This is a genomic window from Streptomyces sp. T028 (assembly GCF_048159505.1).
Classification (GTDB): Bacteria; Actinomycetota; Actinomycetes; order Streptomycetales; family Streptomycetaceae; genus Streptomyces.
In genome coordinates this window covers 150,311-166,719 of record NZ_JBLRVZ010000005.1, presented here as the reverse complement: position 1 = coordinate 166,719, position 16,409 = coordinate 150,311, and the positions used below count along the sequence as shown (strand labels likewise).

Sequence of the window (16,409 nt, the reverse complement as noted above, 5' to 3'; positions counted from 1 at the left end):
GCACCCCGCCGGGAAACCGGCACACCACGTCACCTCATTCGACGAACAGAACGCCCCGGGGGTTGCCATGCACTCATAAAGTGATATCACTTAGCTAGGAAAAAGATTACGCGGGAGCGGTGCGTACCGGCTCACGCCTGCATGAAACGGGGGGAATCACCCATGTCCACAGAGCGTTCCTCGGTGAAGGAGTTCCCCGCCCACAGCGTGGGCGGTGGGCTCGCCCTGCTCGGCGGGCTGGTCGGGCTGCTGATCGGCGCCGGGCTGATCGCCGCCGCGACCGCGGTGTCCGCGGCCGGCGGCAAGGCCGCGCTGATCGTCGGCGGCATCGCCATAGGCATCGCCGCCTTCCTGTCGATGTGCGGGCTGAACACGGTGGCGCCGGGCGAGGCGCGCGTGGTGCAGCTCTTCGGGCGCTACCGGGGCACCATCCGCGAGGACGGGCTGCGCTGGGTTAACCCCTTCACCTCGCGCGAGAAGATCTCCACCCGCGTCCGCAACCACGAGACGGCCGTCCTGAAGGTCAACGACGCGTACGGCAACCCGATCGAGCTCGCCGCCGTCGTCGTGTGGAAGGTGCAGGACACCGCACAGGCCGTCTTCGAGGTCGACGACTTCCTGGAGTTCGTCTCCACCCAGACCGAGGCGGCCGTACGGCACATCGCCATCGAGTACCCGTACGACTCCCACGACGAGGACGGGCTCTCGCTGCGCGGCAACGCCGAGGAAATCACCGAGAAGCTCGCGGCCGAGCTGCACGCGCGCGTGGAGGCGGCCGGTGTGCGGATCATCGAGTCCCGGTTCACGCATCTCGCGTACGCTCCCGAGATCGCCTCGGCGATGCTGCAGCGGCAGCAGGCGGGCGCGGTGGTCGCGGCGCGGCGGGAGATCGTGGACGGGGCCGTCGGGATGGTCGAGGCGGCGCTCACCCGGATCGCAGAGCAGGACATCGTGGAACTGGACGAGGAGCGGAAGGCGGCGATGGTGTCCAACCTGATGGTGGTGCTGTGCGGGGACCGGGCGCCGCAGCCCGTGCTGAACACCGGGACCCTCTACCAGTGACGGTTCCCTCCGGGGGTCCGGCCCCTCGACGTCGACCGCAGCGCAAGCAGGTGCTGCTGCGGCTGGATCCCGCGGTGTACGACGCGCTGGCGCGGTGGGCCGGGGACGAGCTGCGCTCCGCCAACGCGCAGATCGAGTTCCTGCTGCGGCGGGCTCTCGCGGAGGCCGGGAGGCTGCCGCGGGACACCGGGCCGATTCCTCGCCGCGGGCGGCCCCCTGGGGGCTCCGCCCCCAGACCCCCGTCGGCCTGAACGGCCTCGTCCCCGATCTCCCCCAGAGGGGGGACCCCCAGACGGGCTGGTTGGCTGTAGCAGAACGGTGACAATAGGCGCCCACCTGCACGCCCCCACACCCCGCCACCACCTACACACTCCGCGTATACACCCCGGGTATACACCGCGTGTACAGTCCTCCCCATGTCCATCGGTCACACCCTCCTGGGACTCCTGGAGTCCGGGCCCCGACACGGTTACGACCTGAAGCGGGCCTTCGACGAGAAGTTCGGTCACGACCGGCCGCTGCACTACGGCCAGGTCTACTCGACGATGTCGCGGCTGCTGAAGAACGGCCTCGTCGAGGTCGACGGCATCGAGGCCGGCGGCGGGCCCGAGCGCAAGCGGTACGCCATCACCGACGCCGGGATCACCGACGTAGAGCGCTGGCTCGCCACGCCCGAGAAGCCCGAGCCGTACCTGCAGTCGACCCTGTACACGAAGGTCGTCCTCGCGCTGCTCACCGAGCGCGACGCGGCCGACATCCTCGACACCCAGCGGGCGGAGCACCTGCGCAGCATGCGCATCCTGACCGACCGCAAGCGCAAGGGTGATCTGGCCGACCAGCTCATCTGCGACCACGCCCTGTTCCATCTCGAGGCCGACCTGCGCTGGCTGGAGCTCGCCGCCGCGCGCCTCGACAAGCTGAAGGCCACGGTGACCGCATGAACGCTCCCGGGGGATCCCTGCTCGTCGCCGAGGACCTGAAGAAGGCGTACGGGCCGACCATGGCGCTGGACGGCGCCGAGTTCTCCATCCACCCCGGCGAGGTCGTCGCGGTGATGGGCCCGTCCGGGTCCGGCAAGTCGACGCTGCTGCACTGCCTCGCCGGCATCGTGACGCCCGACTCCGGCTCGATCCTGTACGACGGGCAGGACCTGGCGACGATGAACGACACCGGGCGCAGCCGCCTGCGGCGCTCGGAGTTCGGGTTCGTGTTCCAGTTCGGGCAGCTCGTGCCGGAACTGACCTGTGTGGAGAACGTGGCCCTGCCGCTGCGGCTGAACGGCACCGCGCGCAAGCAGGCCGAGCGCACCGCCCTGGGGTGGATGGAGCGGCTGGAGGTCGACGACCTCGCCAAGAAGCGGCCGGGTGAGGTCTCCGGCGGGCAGGGGCAGCGGGTCGCGGTGGCGCGCTCGCTGGTCACCAGCCCGCGGGTCGTCTTCGCCGACGAGCCGACCGGCGCGCTGGACTCGCTCAACGGCGAGCGCGTGATGGAACTTCTCACCGAGGCGGCCCGGTCCGCCAACGCGGCCGTGGTGCTGGTGACGCACGAGGCGCGGGTGGCCGCCTACTCCGACCGCGAGATCGTCGTACGGGACGGGAAGTCGCGGGACATGGAGCGGGTCGTATGAACGCGCGCCAGTGGACGAGGGATCTCGCCCTGGGGGTCCGGTTCGCCTTCGCGGGCGGCCGGGAAGGGTGGATCCGGGCCACGCTGACGGCGGTCGGCGTCGGGCTCGGTGTGGCGGTGCTGCTGCTGGCCGCCGCGCTGCCCGGGGTGATCGTCGAACGGCACTCGCGTGAACAGGCCCGTTCCGACTACTCGTTCACAGCCGAGGAGCCGAAACCCGCGGACAACAGCCTGCTGATCGCGCAGTCCGACACGACGTTCCGTTCGAAGGACGTGCGCGGCCGGCTGCTGGAAGCGGAGGGGCCGCGCGCCCCGCTGCCGCCCGGCGTCGACGCGTTCCCGGCGAAGGGCGAGATGGTCGTCTCCCCCGCGCTGAAGCGGCTGCTCGCCTCGGACGGCGCGAAGCTGCTGCGGGAGCGCGTGCCGTACCGGATCGTCGGGACCATCACGGAACCCGGTCTGGTCGGTTCGCAGGAACTCGCCTACTTCGCCGGCGCCACCGGGCTCGACACCGAGGACCCCGGCGTTGCCCGGCTGACGCGGTTCGGGATTCCCAACCCGGAGCCCGAGAAGGCCGACCCCGTACTGGTGCTGCTGAGCGTCGTGATGATCACGGTCCTGCTGATGCCGGTCGCGGTGTTCATCGCGGCGGCCGTGCGGTTCGGCGGCGAGCGGCGGGACCGGCGGCTCGCGGCACTGCGGCTGGTGGGCTCCGACGGCGGGATGACCCGGCGGGTCGCGGCGGGCGAGGCAATGGCCGGCGCACTGCTCGGTCTGGTCCTCGGCACGGCGTTCTTCCTGCTCGGACGGCAGGTGGTGGGCTCCGTCGAGGTGCTGGGCATCAGCGTCTGGCCCAGCTACCTCAACCCCTCGCCCGCCCTCGCCGCGCTGGTCGCGATCGCGGTGCCGGCCGCCGCCGTACTCGTCACCCTCCTCGCCCTGCGCGGCGTGGTGATCGAGCCGCTCGGTGTGGTGCGCGCGGCGAAGCCCGCCCGGCGCCGGCTGTGGTGGCGGCTGCTGCTGCCGCTGGCCGGTCTCGCCATGCTCTATCCGATGATGGGCCAGGGCCGCGATGAAGGGGACTTCAACCAGTACCTGGTGGTCGGCGGTGTCCTGCTGCTGCTGGTCGGTGTGACCGCGCTGCTCCCGTGGCTGGTGGAGCGCGTCGTGGCCCGGCTCGGCGCGGGCGGGGTCGCCTGGCAACTGGCCGTACGGAGACTGCAGTTGAGCAGCGGTACGGCGGCCCGCATGGTCAACGGCATCGCGGTGGCGGTGGCCGGGGCGATCGCGCTCCAGATGCTGTTCGCCGGCGTCGACGACCAGTACACCAAGCCCAGCAAGGAGGACCTCTCCCGGGCACAGATGCAGGTGACCATTCCCCGGGGCACGCCGCTGGCGGACGCCGCCCGGCGGTTCGAGGACACCAAGGGCGTACGGCGGGTCATCGCGCTGTCGGAGGGCTATCTCGGCGACGCCCCCTCGACGACCGGCGACGGCGCGAAATACGGCACCCAGCTGGCCGTGGGCGACTGCGCGGCTCTGCGCGAGGTGGCGAAGCTGCCCTCCTGCAAGGACGGTGACATCTTCCTGGGCGACGGCGACGACTACTCGACCGACGGACCGCTGCTGAACAAGCCCGGCAAGAAGCTGTACCTCGAGGACGGCGACAAGGTGGTCACCTGGACGGTGCCGGCCGGCATCCAGCAGGTGACGGCGGTGGAGGACCTGTACGGCGGTCTGCGCGGCGGCTTCCTGATGACCCCGGGCGCGATGCCCCGGAACTTCGCGGGCATGATCTCCGGGCAGATCTACCTCTCGATCGACGACTCGGTACCCGACGCCCGCGAGTACACCCTCAACACCGCCGCCGCCGTGGACCCGCTGGCGAGTCCGATGGTCTGGTCGGCGACCGAGACGTCCCGGAGGTACGAGTCGATCCGCACCGGGCTGTTCGTCGGCGCGATCTGTGTGCTGGCGCTGATCGGGGCGAGCCTGCTGGTGTCGCAGCTGGAGCAGCTGCGCGAGCGCCGCAAACTGCTGTCGTCCCTGGTCGCCTTCGGCACCCGGCGCCGCACGCTGAGCCTGTCGGTGCTGTGGCAGACGGCGATCCCGATCGGGCTCGGCCTGCTGCTGGCCTCGGTGGTGGGGCTCACGCTGGGCGCGGTGCTGCTGCGGATGACCGACCAGCCGGTGGGTGTGAACTGGGAGGTCGTGCTGTCGATGACCGGCATCGGCGCGGCCGTCGTCCTGCTGGTGACGCTGCTGAGCCTGCCGCCGCTGCTGCGGCTGATGCGGCCGGAGGGGCTGCGCACGGAGTGATCCGGAGGGCCCCTCGGCGAGGGTGACCTGGAGGGCCCCTCGGCGAGGGGCCCTCCGGCCGTTCACAGCTGGTGACCGGGTCACAGCTGGTACTCCCGCACCACCCTTCGCACCTGCGCGAACAGCATGCCCACGTTGACGGACTTGCGGCAGACGACCACCGCGACGACGTCCTGTTGCTCGTTCATCCTCACGAACAGGTGGGTGAGGTTGTCGCTGTTGACGAGGATCTCCTGGAAGAAGTGGTTGTCGCTCTGGATGCCGCGCCGCTCCTTGAAGACGTCCTCGATCATGACGACCGTGCGGCCCTGGAACAGGTCGAGCGTCGCGCCCGCCAGCAGGTCGAGGACCTCGGGCGGGTGGTTGTCGACCGTCTCGTAGGACAGCAGCATTCCGGTGGACATGTCGACGACGCCGGAGGCGACGCAGTCGGGTGCATCCGTACGCAGTGACTTGACCAGGCCCATCACCTGATCGGAGAAACCGGGGGTCATACGCTTCGTCGCCATCCCTTCAGACTCCTTCGGCGGTTTTCTCGGTGAGGATCAGATCGATGCGGCGCAGGGCCGGCTGGGTCGCCCGGTGCAGGCGCTCCACATCCATTCCCTCGTCTCCGAGTACGACCATCAGCGCGGTGTCGCCGACGGCGTAGAACGCGGCGCAGCCGTGGCTGCCGTAGGTCACCGTGCGGTGCAGGGCGCCGCGGGCGGTCGCCTCGGAGGTACGGCGGGCGAGGCCGAGACCGGCCGCGGCGAGGGCGGCGAGGCCCTCCGGGTCGATCGAGTCGGCCGTGTCGGCGGCGATGAGCAGCCCGTCGGCCGCGGCGAGGGCGGTGTCGGTGATACCGGTCACCTGCTCGCGCAGACCGCGCATCTCGTGCGCGAGGGCTTTGTGGTCCATGAATGCAACTCCCCTGATTCTGATCGCATCTGTCCGTCTGTTTTCTGTGGGGGATGGAATTTCCGGGTGGGGCCGACAGTGCAGCTGGTCGCCTGTTTTTCGCCTCGCCTCTTCCGCCTCGCCTATTTCGCCTCGCCTATTTCGCCGTGGGATTGCGGAGGCGGAAGAAGTCCTTCCAGCCGGTGCCGCCGCCGTTGTCCTCGTCGTTGTTCCCGTCGTTGTTCTCGTCGCGTTCCGGGGCGAGGGCCTCGTTGATGCCGCTGGCGCCCGGGCGACGGCGGGGCAGGACGGCCGGCTCGGGGGACGGTTCGGGCCACGCGACGAGGGCGGGCGGCGGCGGGGGCGGTGCCGGTTCCCGGGGCCGTACGCCCTGGCCGCCGGGCGGCAGCCGCACCGGTATCGGCGTGGGCGCGTCCCCGCACTCCAGCAGCCCCTCCCCCAGCATCCGGGCCACCGCCACGGTGACCGTGTAGACCCCGCGCCCGGTACGGAAGGCGAGGTCGCGGGCGGTGCGCCGACCGTCGGCGTGGGTGAGCAGCTCACGCTGGATCGGGCCGAGGCTGTCGGCGGCGTAGGAGAGGGAGCCGGGCACGGGACGCTCCCGCTCGGGGCGTACCGGGTACGGCATCGAGAGCAGCGCCGACAGCTTGCGGGCCGCTTCCTGGAGCAGCCGGGTGGGCGCCTCGCCGATGACGACCGGGGCGGGCGGCGGCCCGGTCGCCGGACCGCGTTCGCAGCCGTTGACGCTGCCCGCCACGACCGCGAACGCGGCGTCCTGAAGGGCCATCGCGCACACCACGCGGAGCTGGGCGGCGCCCGCGTAGCCGTGGGCGATCAGCCCGGCGACCGGCCAGCGCGCGCCGCCGGACTCGCGCACCAGGGCCGCCCAGTCCTCGCCGGCGATGCGCCCGGAGCGCAGCAGCAGCGCCTCCGCGCCGGGCGCGCCCGGCGACTCGACCGCGGCGATCAGCCCGCCGTTCAGATGGAAGATGCCGCCGGGTGAACCCGCCACCCGCAGCTCGCCCGTGAACCCCTCGCGCACGCACGCGGCAAGGGCGCGTGCCAGCAGCTCGTAGCCCGACATCACTCCCCTTGTCCTGTCGCACATACGCCTGACGCGTACCGCTGAGGGGGGAATGTCTATCAGCCCGGGCGCATGTCCCAGCCGGGGATTTGCTACCTGCTCCGACCTGACGGAAGTTGTCTCGTCGGGTTGTTCAAATATCGTTGTTCGACGCTCATTTGACCGAATTCAGATGAGCGTTGCAGGTGAGGTCTAAGGAGCCTCGTCCTCGTTCTCAGGCGCCCGACGGGCCGGGTCGCCCGTCGGTGGGCCGACAGGGGCCACCTCCAGCGCCGTTGCCCCCCTGGGGCGCGGTGACGTCCGTAGGGCCGGTTCCTGGGCGTACGCCTTCAGGTAGCCCGCCACCGTGTTCGTCACCGCCACCAGGGGTACGGCGACCACCGCGCCGCCGATGCCGGCCACGATGCCGCCGGAGGCCACCGCCAGGACCACCGCGAGCGGGTGGACGCGGACCGCGCGGCCGAGGATGAAGGGCTGGAGGATGTGGCCCTCGATCTGCTGCACGGCGAGGACCACGGCGAGGGTCATGACCGCGGTGAACACGCCCTGGGTCACCAGCGCAACGACCACCGCCAGCGCGCCGGAGGCGACCGCGCCGACCAGCGGGATGAACGAGAACAGGAAGATGAACACGGCCAGCGGCACGGCCATCGGCACGTCGAGGAAGTAGATGCCGAGGCCGATGAAGATGGCGTCGATGAGGGCCACGACAACGGTGCCCCGCACGTACGCCGTCAGCGTCGCCCAGGCCCGCGGGCCCGCGCCCGCCACGCCCGGGCGGGCGGCGGCCGGGACCAGCTTCAGGGTCCACTGCCAGATCCGCTTGCCGTCGTAGAGCAGGAAGAGCGTCGAGAAGAACGCCAGCAGGATGCCGGTGAGCGCCTCGACGACGACCGTGACGCCCTCCAGGCCCGCCGAGGTGATGGAGTCCGTGTTGGCGCCGACCGCCTCGCGCAGGTTCTTCGCGATGCCGTTGATCTGCTTGTCGGTGACGTGGAAGGGGCTGTTGAGCAGCCAGCGGCGCAGATCCTCGATGCCGTCCTGGACCTGGTCGGAGAGGTTGTCGATGTTCTCCATGACCTGCCAGGTCACGAACCAGCCCATCAGGCCGATGACGACGAACCCGAGAATGGCGGTGAGGGCGGTCGCGGGTCCCCGGGGGACCCCCATGCGCTTGAGCCGGGCCACGGTGGGTTCGAGGAGGGCGGTCAGCAGCAGCGCGACCACGAAGGCGAGGACGACCAGTTGGACGGCGCTGATGACCTTGATCAGCACCCAGACGGTCCCGGCGAGCACCAGCAGCCGCCAGCCCGCCTCGGCGGCGACCCGCACACCCCACGGCACGGCCTGTGCGGGATCGGGGCGCGGCAGCGCGGGCGGCGGCTCCGGGGACGGCTCCACGACGGTCTCGGGCGCCGACGGCTGCGACTCGGGCTGCGGCTGCGGCTGCGGCTCCTCGGGGGTGCTCTCCCGCTCCACGTCGGCGCGGCGCTCGTCGAGCCGCTCACCCATCTCGGTCAGGCCCGCACCGAGCCGGCCGAGCCACCCTGGCACTCGCGACATGATCCGCCCTCTTCCCCCGTCTCTCCCCACCACTCCCCCTGGAGTCGTCGGCTTCCGACCGTACAGGGCGACGGCCCCTCACCCTAAGGACGGGGAGGGGCTGCGCGGGGTTGAGCGTGGGCTCAGTAGGAACCGTTGGCCTGCCAGTAGTCCCAGGCGTCGCAGGGGCTGCCGTAACGTTCGTTCATGTAGTTCAGGCCCCATTTGATCTGTGTCGCCGGATTGGTGCGCCAGTCGGCGCCGGCGGACGACATCTTCGATCCCGGGTATGCCTGGACGAGGCCGTAGGCGCCGGAGGTGGGGTTGACGGCCTGGTAGTTCCACGTGGACTCGTGGTTCACGATGTTGCTGAAGCACTGGAACTGGCCGGCGGGCACGATCTGACGTGCGATGGCCTGGACCTCGGCGACGGTGTACGAGGCCTGCTGCGGGAAGCTCGCGTTGCTGCCGGAAGCCGTGGAGGACTGGGTCTCCGCTTCCTCGCGCTCCTTGGCTTCCTTCTCGGCCTTGGCCTTCGCGGCGGCGGCCTTCTGTTTGGCCACGGCGTCCTTGGCCGCCTGCTTGCGCGCGGTTTCCTCCGCCTCCTTCTTGGCGGTGGCGTCCGCGGCGATGGCCTGGGTGGTGGCCTGCTGGGTCAGCGAGGCCGTCTGCACCTGGGCCTGCTGGCCTACGGGTAAGTCGGCGAGGAGCGTGGAGTCGCTCGCCGCGGCCTGCGCGTCGTCACTGGGCTGTGCGGTGCCGGCCTGGGCAACGCCCATGACCGCGCCGACAGTGGTGACCGCGGTGGCCGAGGCCACGGCGAATCCCCGGGCCGAGTTCCGGCTCACACGAAATCCTTCGGTCGAGGTGAGGTCGAGGTGAAAGGAAGGGCTGCGCGGCCGGAGCCGCTCGGGCTCAGTACCAGTGGTTGGCCTGCCAGAACGACCATGCCTCACAGGGGCTGCCGTACCGGCTGTTCATGTAGTTCAGGCCCCACTTGATCTGGGTGGCCGGGTTGGTCTGCCAGTCGGAGCCCGCGGAGGAGTACTTGGAGGCGGGCAGCGCCTGGAAGAGGCCGTAGGCACCGGAGGAGGCGTTGACGGCGTGGTAGTTCCAGCTGGACTCGTGGTCCACGATGTTGCTGAAGCACTGGAACTGGCCGCTCGGCACCATCTGCGCGGCCATGGCCTGGATCTGCGCGATCGTGTAGGAGCTCTGGACCGGGAAGTCGGACGCGCTGCGGCTGGCCTTGGCCTTCGCCTCTTCGCGCTCCTTGGCCGCCTTCTCGGCGGCCTCCTTCTTCGCGACGGCGGTCTTGGCGGCGGCCTTGCGTGCCGCTGCCTCCGCTTCCTTCTTGGCGCCCTCGTCGGCGGCGATGGCCTGGTAGTTGGCCTGCTGCGCCACGGTGGCGGTCTGCACCTGGGCCTGCTGGCCGGCAGGGATGTCAGCGAGGAGCGTCGCGTCGCCCGCCGTCGCCTCAGCGTCGTTGTTCGGTGCTGCGGTGCTGCCCGAGGCAACGCCGACGACGCTTCCGACAGCGGTGACCGCGGTGGCCGAGGCCACTGCGAATCCCCGGACCGAGATCCGGCTCACACGGTTTCCTTCCAGCAGCGCCCGCTTCGGTGACCTGGCGGACGCAATCGTGCCCCTGACGCTGGCCTCCCCAAGGTGGGTCACGGGAGACACGGGCCCGGTGGGCAACTCCCCGGAGGGGAGCGCCGCGTGGTGCTCGGGCGGCATACGGCGACGCTATGGAGTTGAAGGTGGTGCAAGTGCGTTTCCGTACCCCTGGGGGTACACGTGTGCCGTATGCGGGGCCTGACAGGATCGAGACTCTGCCGTAACCAGCCACCGCAAGGCAATTCCGAGTTGCGTGTGAAAGCTCACATCCCCTGGAACCTTGCGGATTTCGCGAAACCCCCACAACGCCGATGCCGCCCGACTAGGCTCTCGACCTTTGCCGGACGGCACCAACTGACGCTCAACGCTTATGAACTTGTGCGGTTCAGGGTCAGATCTGCCCATCCTCCAGCATTTCGGTCACAAGCGCCGCGATCTGTGACCTCTCGGACCGGTTCAGCGTCACGTGCGCGAAGAGCGGATGGCCCTTCAGCTTCTCGACGACGGCGACGACACCGTCGTAGCGCCCGACCCTCAGGTTGTCCCGCTGGGCCACGTCATGGGTGAGAACGACCCGCGAATTGGCGCCGATCCGGGACAGAACGGTCAGCAGGACGTTCCGTTCGAGGGACTGGGCCTCGTCGACGATCACGAACGCGTCGTGCAGGGAGCGACCGCGGATGTGGGTCAGTGGAAGCACCTCCAGCATCCCGCGCGCGGTGACCTCCTCGATGACCTCGCGGGAGGTGACGGCCGACAGCGTGTCGAAGACCGCCTGCGCCCACGGGCTCATCTTCTCGGCCTCGGAACCCGGCAGATAGCCGAGTTCCTGCCCGCCCACCGCGTACAGCGGACGGAAGACCATCACCTTCTGGTGCTGGCGGCGCTCCAGGACCGCCTCCAGGCCCGCGCACAGCGCCAGCGCCGACTTGCCGGTGCCGGCCCGGCCGCCCATCGACACGATGCCGACGTCCGGGTCGAGCAGCAGGTCGAGCGCGATGCGCTGCTCGGCGCTGCGACCCTTGATGCCGAACGCCTCCCGGTCGCCGCGCACCAGCCGGACGTTGCCGTCCGCGGTGACCCGGCCGAGCGCCTTGCCGCGCTCCGACTGGATGGTCAGACCGGTGTGCACGGGCAGGTCGGCGACCTCGGGGACGTAGGCGTGCCCTTCCTCGAAGAGGATGTCCACCTGTTCGCCGGACAGGCTCAGTTCGGACATGCCGGTCCAGCCGGAGGCGTCCGTGATGGCGAGTTCGGCGCGGTACTCCTCCGCCAGGAGACCGACCGACGAGGCCTTGATCCTGAGCGGCAGGTCCTTCGAGACGACGGTGACGTCGAACCCCTCCGCCTGCAGGTTGCGGGCGACCGCGAGGATGCGTGAGTCGTTGTCCCCCAGCCGGTAGCCGGTGGGCAGCACGCTGGGATCCGAGTGGTTGAGCTCGACACGGATGGTCCCGCCCAGTTCCCCGATCGGGATGGGGGCGTCGAGGCGTCCGTACTTCACCCGGTAGTCGTCGAGCAGGCGCAGCGCCTGCCGGGCGAAGTAGCCGAGTTCGGGATGGTGCCGCTTGGCCTCGAGTTCCGTGACCACGACGATGGGGAGCACGACCTCGTGCTCCTCGAAGCGGGTCATGGCGTTCGGGTCGGCCAGCAGGACGCTGGTGTCGAGAACATAGGTGCGCCGGTCAGGCATACGGCGCTTTGTGCTGGTCACCACGGAAGGACGTACCCCCTCGGATGAGGTCGGGGAGCGACGGAGTGGAAGCAGGGCCGGGAGGGCGGAAAGAACCAGACCGGTCGTCGGCCGCGATGCACGGGCCGGGGACCGGCCCTCCACTGCTTCTTCCGTGCTGGGACCGCACGGTCGGGCTGGTGCAAAGGGCCTCCCGGGCGGACGGCCCCGTGCCGTCCGCTGAGGATGCGACACCCGTGGTTCGGGCGTCGACCTGCTTGGCTTATGCCCTCGAAAACGCGCCGCCATGCCACGGCATATGACGGCGCGCCGGTGAACTCCTTGTTACTTCCGTCCCGCGGTCAGCCGCCGTAGCGGCGGTGACGTGCGGCGTAGTCGCGCAGGGCGCGCAGGAAGTCGACCTTGCGGAAGGCCGGCCAGAAGACCTCGCAGAAGTAGTACTCCGCATGGGCCGTCTGCCACAGCATGAATCCGGACAGCCGCTGTTCGCCGCTGGTGCGGATCACCAGGTCGGGGTCGGGCTGGGCACCGGTGTAGAGGTGGCGGCCGATCAGGTCGACGCTGACGGAGTCCGCGAGGTCCTCCATCGAGACGCCCTTGTCGGCGGCGTCGGTGATCATCGAGCGGACGGCGTCGGCGATCTCCTGGCGGCCGCCGTAGCCGATCGCGACGTTGACCAGTATTCCCTCGACGTGGGCGGTGGCCTGCTCGGCCTCCTTCAGCGCGGTCTGCACATGGGAGGGGAGGATGTCGGGGGTGCCGACGTGGTGGACGCGCCAGCGGCCGTCGGCGGCGAGGGTGCGGACCACGTCCTCGATGATGCCGAGGAGTGGGACGAGCTCCTCCTGGGGGCGGTCGAGGTTGTCCGTCGACAGCAGCCAGAGGGTGACGACCTCGACGTCCGTCTCGGTGCACCAGCCGAGGAACTCCTCGATCTTGTCGGCACCGGCGCGGTGGCCGTGCTCGGTGGTGGAACCCGAGGCCTTCGCCCAGCGTCGGTTGCCGTCCATGATGACGCCGATGTGCTTGGGCACCTGAGCGTGGTCCAGGTGACCTTCCACCCGGCGTGCGTACAGCCTGACCAGAAGGCCGCGCAGCTTGTCGCGCAGGTTCACGTGATGTCAGCCCCTCCGTGCGAGTGCGGTCCCCGCGGGCCAACAGGGTACCGGTGCGGGGGGTGCGGTTGTTTGTCGGGTGCGGGTCGGTGGGGGCTGGTCGCGCAGTTCCCCGCGCCCCTTTGAGGTCGGGATAGTCCCCCGTGCTCGCGAGGCGCCCCTTCCTGATGCAAAAAAACGGGCCGGTCCGTGGGGGGGGAGACGGACCGGCCCGAGGGGGGGTTTCCACCATAACCCTTCGTAAGTGATGCTGCGTGCATCGGCGCGGGACAATTACTCTCCGGAGTCACTCGGCGACGCCCAGATGGCCTTCCGAGGCATGATTCATGGGCCCCTCATGGCCGGAACACAGCGGAATCCCAGGGGAATGACGGCGTTTACCGAGGGAAGCCGAGGTTTTGGCGGGACTTGGGCGCCGGTCGGGCAGTTGTCCGCCCGTCCCCCTGACGGGCTACCCCGACCCCTCACGCCGGCTTGACGCGGGCGGCGCCGCACAGCCCCCTCCACTGCGCGATGCCGCCCGCGCAGCTTTGCTCACGCGAATAACCCGCGCTTGAACTTACGTGAGGCAGACAGTGAATGCGAACCGTTCGCGATAACGATGTGAAAACCCCATGGAGAACGTGGGGGGTTCTGTGACAGAGTGAACCGGAATGCCCTTTTCTGCTTGTCCGATGGCACACCGTCGGCACCCCGATGGCGGACAGTTCCCGTCCTCTTTGCGTTCTAGCGTCGGTGCCATGACCCGGAGCATCAGTTGGCGAGAGGCGTCCGCACGGCGGCTGGAACGGCAGTTCCTGGCCAATCCGCTCGCGGCCGGTACCGGAGGGCCCGCGGAGATCGTCGCGGCCATGCTCGGCGCGCACGCGCAGGTTCCCTCGGCGGCGGAGGTGTCGGTGGGGATCCGCGCCGAGGGGATGACACGGACCGACGTACGGGCCGCGCTGACCGAGGACCGGTCGCTGGTGCGGACGCACGGCCCGCGCGGGACGGTCCATCTGCTGCCCGCCCGTGAACTCCCCCTGTGGACGGCCGCCCTGACGGCGGTCCCGTCCGGCCGCAGCCCCTTCCCACCGGACGTGCGGCTCACCGAGGAACAGGTCGAGCAGGTGGTGGCGGCGGTCGGCGAGTCGCTCGACGGGGTGTGTCTGACGCTGGACGAGCTGGACGAGGAGGTCGTCGCCCGCACCGGGCCCTGGGCCGGCGACCGGGTGATGCCCGCCTTCCAGGACCTGTGGCCGCGCTGGCGCCAGGTGCTGTACCGGGCGGGCCAGTCGGGCGCGCTGTGCTTCGGGCCGAACCGCGGCCGCAAGGTGACGTACACCCGCCCGCCCCGCTTCGAACCGCTGCCGCCCCGGCAGGCCCTGCGTCTGCTGCTCCGCCGCCATCTGACGGCCTACGGCCCGGCGACCCCGCAGGACTTCGCCAAGTGGCTGGCGGCGCCTCCCGGCTGGGCGGTCACGCTGTTCGAGGAGGCGTACGGGGAGGGGGAGGTGGAGGAGGTGCTGTTCGAGGGCCGGCGGGCCTGGGTGGCGGCCGGGGACACCGGGTTCCCGGAGGGGCCCGTGCGCGGGGTGCGGCTGCTGCCGTACTTCGACGCGTACGTCATCGCCGCCCAGCCCCGGGAGCTGCTGTTCCCGGGAGCCGCCTACGGGCGTGCGCTGGCGGGCGGGCAGGCCGGGAACTTCCCGGTGCTGCTGGTGGACGGGGTGGTGGCGGGCGTGTGGCACCAACGGCGCCGGGGCCGTCGTACGACCGTCACGGTCGAACCACTCGGCCGGCTGACGGCCCGCCGGACCCGGGAGCTCGGCGAACGGGCCGACCGGGTCGGGGAGGTACTGGAGGCGACGGCGGAACTGGTGATCGGGGAGGTGAGCACGGGAGCGCATGCGTGAGTGTGTGCGTGTGCGTGTGCGTGGGGCGGCTCAGGCATGCGGCTTGCGGGCCTCGAAGAGGTGGCGGGTGCTGTGGGCGACGAAGGGGCCCTGGCCGGTGAGCTGTTCGTGCAGGGCGCGGAGCCGCGGCTCGTAGGCCTCGACGGTGAAGTCCGGCACCATCCAGACCACCTTGCGCAGGAAGTGGACGACGGCGGCGATGTCGTGGAACTCGATCCGGAGGCGTTCCGCGCGCAGGTCGACCATCTCCAGGCCCGCCGCCTCGGCCCCGGCGCGTTCGTTGTCGGGGTGCCGGTCGTGGCTCGCCGCCTCGGGCTGCGGACCGAGGAAGTACTCGACGAGCCCGTAGACGCTGCGGGGCCCGACGTGCTGGGCGAAGTAGGTGCCGCCCGGCTGGAGCACCCGGGTGATCTCACCCCACAGGGGCCGTACCGGGTGCCTGCTGGTGACCAGGTCGAAGGTGGCGTCGGCGAAGGGCAGCGGGGCCTCCTCCGGGGAGGCGACGACGGCGATGCCGTGCGGCCGCAGCAGGGTGGTGGCCTTGGCGACGTTCGCCGGCCAGCCCTCGGTCGCCACGGTGAGGACGGGTGCGGCGGCGGCCCGCGCGAGGGCGAAGTCCAGGACCTCGCCGCCGCCGGTCTGGATGTCGAGCACGGCCGTGGCCCCGGCCAGCCGCCCGGCGAGCGAACCCGCGTACCCCCAGGACGGCCGCGCCTCGGTCGCCCGCCCCTCGAACCACGAGAAGTCCCACCCCTCGGTGGGAACGGCGGCACCCTCGGCGAGAAGATCCTCGAAGGCCGTGTCCGTGCGGTCGTCGTCTCTCATGGCGTCCCTCATGGCGTCCCTCATGGGGTGATCGTGGCAGGCGACACGGCGAACCTGCCGCCGATTATTTCCCCGGGCTCCTGGTCTCAGTCATGCCCCACGTCGTAGCGGAGCAGGACGACGCCGTTGCCGAAGGTGCGGGACTCGGCGAGATGGAGGCCGGTGATCGTGTCGGTGTGCGGGAAGAGGGGCTTGCCCCGGCCGATCAGTACGGGGTGGACGTAGAGCCGGATCTGGTCGACGAGGCCCTGGCGGAGGAATTCGGCGGCGAGATCGGCGCCGCCGAGCCCCAGGTCGCCGGGGCCCAGGTCCGCCTCGCGCCCCTCCTTGAGGGCCCGTACCTCCTCCGGGACGACCTCGCGCACGATCGTCGTGTTCCAGTCGGCGTGCTGGAGCGTGCGCGAGTAGACGTACTTGGGGATCTCCCGCCAGATGGCGGCGAACTCGGCCATCACCGCGGGGGTCTCGGGGTCGGCGTCGGCGGTGGGCCAGAAGTCGGCCATGAGGTCGTGGGTGACCCGGCCGCTGAGGAGGCCGGCCAACCGGGCGACGAAGTCGTTGGCGTCCTGGTGGACCTCGTCGTCGACCCGGTGCCAGGAGATGTCCCGGTCCGGTCCCTCCATGTACCCGTCCAGGGACACCGACATCATCAGGACGATCTTCCGCATACGACAACCACCTCTCCGAGCCATTGGACCGTACGCCCCGTTGTCACGTCTGTGCCCTGT

The 16,409-nt window shown here is 70.5% G+C and carries 16 protein-coding genes; 6 read left to right on the top strand and 10 right to left on the bottom strand.

What is annotated here, in order from left to right:
• Positions 1-162: 162 nt before the first annotated feature.
• The 5 genes from ACLZN2_RS05225 to ACLZN2_RS05205 all read left to right on the top strand — a co-directional run bounded on the left by ACLZN2_RS05225 (position 163) and on the right by ACLZN2_RS05205 (position 5,007).
• On the top strand, positions 163-1,062 hold the full coding sequence (locus tag ACLZN2_RS05225) for an SPFH domain-containing protein (protein WP_416977161.1): 900 nt from the start codon (positions 163-165) through the stop codon (positions 1,060-1,062).
• On the top strand, positions 1,059-1,313 hold the full coding sequence (locus tag ACLZN2_RS05220) for a hypothetical protein (protein ID WP_416977160.1): 255 nt from the start codon (positions 1,059-1,061) through the stop codon (positions 1,311-1,313). Before ACLZN2_RS05225 ends, ACLZN2_RS05220 begins: the two co-directional genes overlap by 4 nt.
• A gap of 165 nt (positions 1,314-1,478) precedes the next feature.
• A complete protein-coding gene (locus ACLZN2_RS05215) occupies positions 1,479-2,003 on the top strand; it encodes a PadR family transcriptional regulator (protein WP_133912636.1) in 525 nt (174 codons plus the stop codon).
• Complete coding sequence (locus tag ACLZN2_RS05210) at positions 2,000-2,689, top strand: ABC transporter ATP-binding protein (RefSeq protein WP_416977159.1); 690 nt, start codon at positions 2,000-2,002, stop codon at positions 2,687-2,689. Before ACLZN2_RS05215 ends, ACLZN2_RS05210 begins: the two co-directional genes overlap by 4 nt.
• Positions 2,686-5,007, top strand: a complete 2,322-nt coding sequence (locus ACLZN2_RS05205) for an ABC transporter permease (protein WP_416977158.1) — start codon at positions 2,686-2,688, stop codon at positions 5,005-5,007. The genes ACLZN2_RS05210 and ACLZN2_RS05205 overlap by 4 nt, the downstream gene beginning before the upstream one ends.
• Positions 5,008-5,087: 80 nt before the next feature.
• On the opposite strand, the gene ACLZN2_RS05200 is transcribed toward ACLZN2_RS05205, so the two are convergent.
• From ACLZN2_RS05200 to ACLZN2_RS05165, 8 genes are all read right to left on the bottom strand, one after another.
• Complete coding sequence (locus tag ACLZN2_RS05200) at positions 5,088-5,516, bottom strand: hypothetical protein (RefSeq protein WP_416977157.1); 429 nt, start codon at positions 5,514-5,516, stop codon at positions 5,088-5,090.
• Positions 5,517-5,520: 4 nt separating this feature from the next.
• Entirely contained in the window at positions 5,521-5,907 is a 387-nt protein-coding gene (locus ACLZN2_RS05195) for a roadblock/LC7 domain-containing protein (protein ID WP_416977156.1), read from the bottom strand.
• A gap of 136 nt (positions 5,908-6,043) precedes the next feature.
• Complete coding sequence (locus tag ACLZN2_RS05190) at positions 6,044-6,991, bottom strand: MarR family transcriptional regulator (RefSeq protein WP_416977155.1); 948 nt, start codon at positions 6,989-6,991, stop codon at positions 6,044-6,046.
• Between the two features lie 192 nt (positions 6,992-7,183).
• Entirely contained in the window at positions 7,184-8,554 is a 1,371-nt protein-coding gene (locus tag ACLZN2_RS05185) for an AI-2E family transporter (RefSeq protein WP_416977154.1), read from the bottom strand.
• A gap of 122 nt (positions 8,555-8,676) precedes the next feature.
• Positions 8,677-9,381 carry a transglycosylase SLT domain-containing protein gene (locus ACLZN2_RS05180; protein WP_416977153.1) on the bottom strand — a complete coding sequence of 235 codons (705 nt, stop codon included), beginning with the start codon at positions 9,379-9,381 and terminating at the stop codon, positions 8,677-8,679.
• A 67-nt stretch (positions 9,382-9,448) separates the two neighbouring features.
• On the bottom strand, positions 9,449-10,126 hold the full coding sequence (locus tag ACLZN2_RS05175; protein ID WP_416977152.1) for a transglycosylase SLT domain-containing protein: 678 nt from the start codon (positions 10,124-10,126) through the stop codon (positions 9,449-9,451).
• Positions 10,127-10,544: 418 nt separating this feature from the next.
• Positions 10,545-11,870 (bottom strand): PhoH family protein, encoded by a 1,326-nt coding sequence (locus tag ACLZN2_RS05170; RefSeq protein ID WP_416977151.1) that lies wholly within the window; start codon positions 11,868-11,870, stop codon positions 10,545-10,547.
• Between the two features lie 317 nt (positions 11,871-12,187).
• Positions 12,188-12,961 (bottom strand): isoprenyl transferase, encoded by a 774-nt coding sequence (locus ACLZN2_RS05165; protein WP_416977150.1) that lies wholly within the window; start codon positions 12,959-12,961, stop codon positions 12,188-12,190.
• Positions 12,962-13,701: 740 nt separating this feature from the next.
• Here ACLZN2_RS05165 and ACLZN2_RS05160 point away from each other — a divergent pair.
• A complete protein-coding gene (locus ACLZN2_RS05160) occupies positions 13,702-14,856 on the top strand; it encodes a winged helix DNA-binding domain-containing protein (RefSeq protein WP_416977149.1) in 1,155 nt (384 codons plus the stop codon).
• A gap of 30 nt (positions 14,857-14,886) precedes the next feature.
• Here the strand turns inward: ACLZN2_RS05160 and ACLZN2_RS05155 are convergent, their stop codons facing one another.
• Complete coding sequence (locus tag ACLZN2_RS05155; protein WP_416977148.1) at positions 14,887-15,681, bottom strand: methyltransferase domain-containing protein; 795 nt, start codon at positions 15,679-15,681, stop codon at positions 14,887-14,889.
• 86 nt (positions 15,682-15,767) lie between these two features.
• Positions 15,768-16,349, bottom strand: coding sequence for a dihydrofolate reductase family protein (locus tag ACLZN2_RS05150; RefSeq protein ID WP_416977147.1), 582 nt, complete (start codon positions 16,347-16,349; stop codon positions 15,768-15,770).
• Positions 16,350-16,409: the final 60 nt, after the last annotated feature.

Coding starts and splice junctions, on each gene's coding strand:
- ACLZN2_RS05205 (WP_416977158.1), top strand. CDS start 2,686: ATGAACGCGCGCCAGTGGACGAGGGATCTCGCCCTGGGGGTCCGGTTC.
- ACLZN2_RS05200 (WP_416977157.1), bottom strand. CDS start 5,516: ATGGCGACGAAGCGTATGACCCCCGGTTTCTCCGATCAGGTGATGGGC.
- ACLZN2_RS05185 (WP_416977154.1), bottom strand. CDS start 8,554: ATGTCGCGAGTGCCAGGGTGGCTCGGCCGGCTCGGTGCGGGCCTGACC.
- ACLZN2_RS05215 (WP_133912636.1), top strand. CDS start 1,479: ATGTCCATCGGTCACACCCTCCTGGGACTCCTGGAGTCCGGGCCCCGA.
- ACLZN2_RS05190 (WP_416977155.1), bottom strand. CDS start 6,991: ATGTCGGGCTACGAGCTGCTGGCACGCGCCCTTGCCGCGTGCGTGCGC.
- ACLZN2_RS05225 (WP_416977161.1), top strand. CDS start 163: ATGTCCACAGAGCGTTCCTCGGTGAAGGAGTTCCCCGCCCACAGCGTG.
- ACLZN2_RS05195 (WP_416977156.1), bottom strand. CDS start 5,907: ATGGACCACAAAGCCCTCGCGCACGAGATGCGCGGTCTGCGCGAGCAG.
- ACLZN2_RS05210 (WP_416977159.1), top strand. CDS start 2,000: ATGAACGCTCCCGGGGGATCCCTGCTCGTCGCCGAGGACCTGAAGAAG.
- ACLZN2_RS05160 (WP_416977149.1), top strand. CDS start 13,702: ATGACCCGGAGCATCAGTTGGCGAGAGGCGTCCGCACGGCGGCTGGAA.
- ACLZN2_RS05150 (WP_416977147.1), bottom strand. CDS start 16,349: ATGCGGAAGATCGTCCTGATGATGTCGGTGTCCCTGGACGGGTACATG.
- ACLZN2_RS05155 (WP_416977148.1), bottom strand. CDS start 15,681: ATGAGAGACGACGACCGCACGGACACGGCCTTCGAGGATCTTCTCGCC.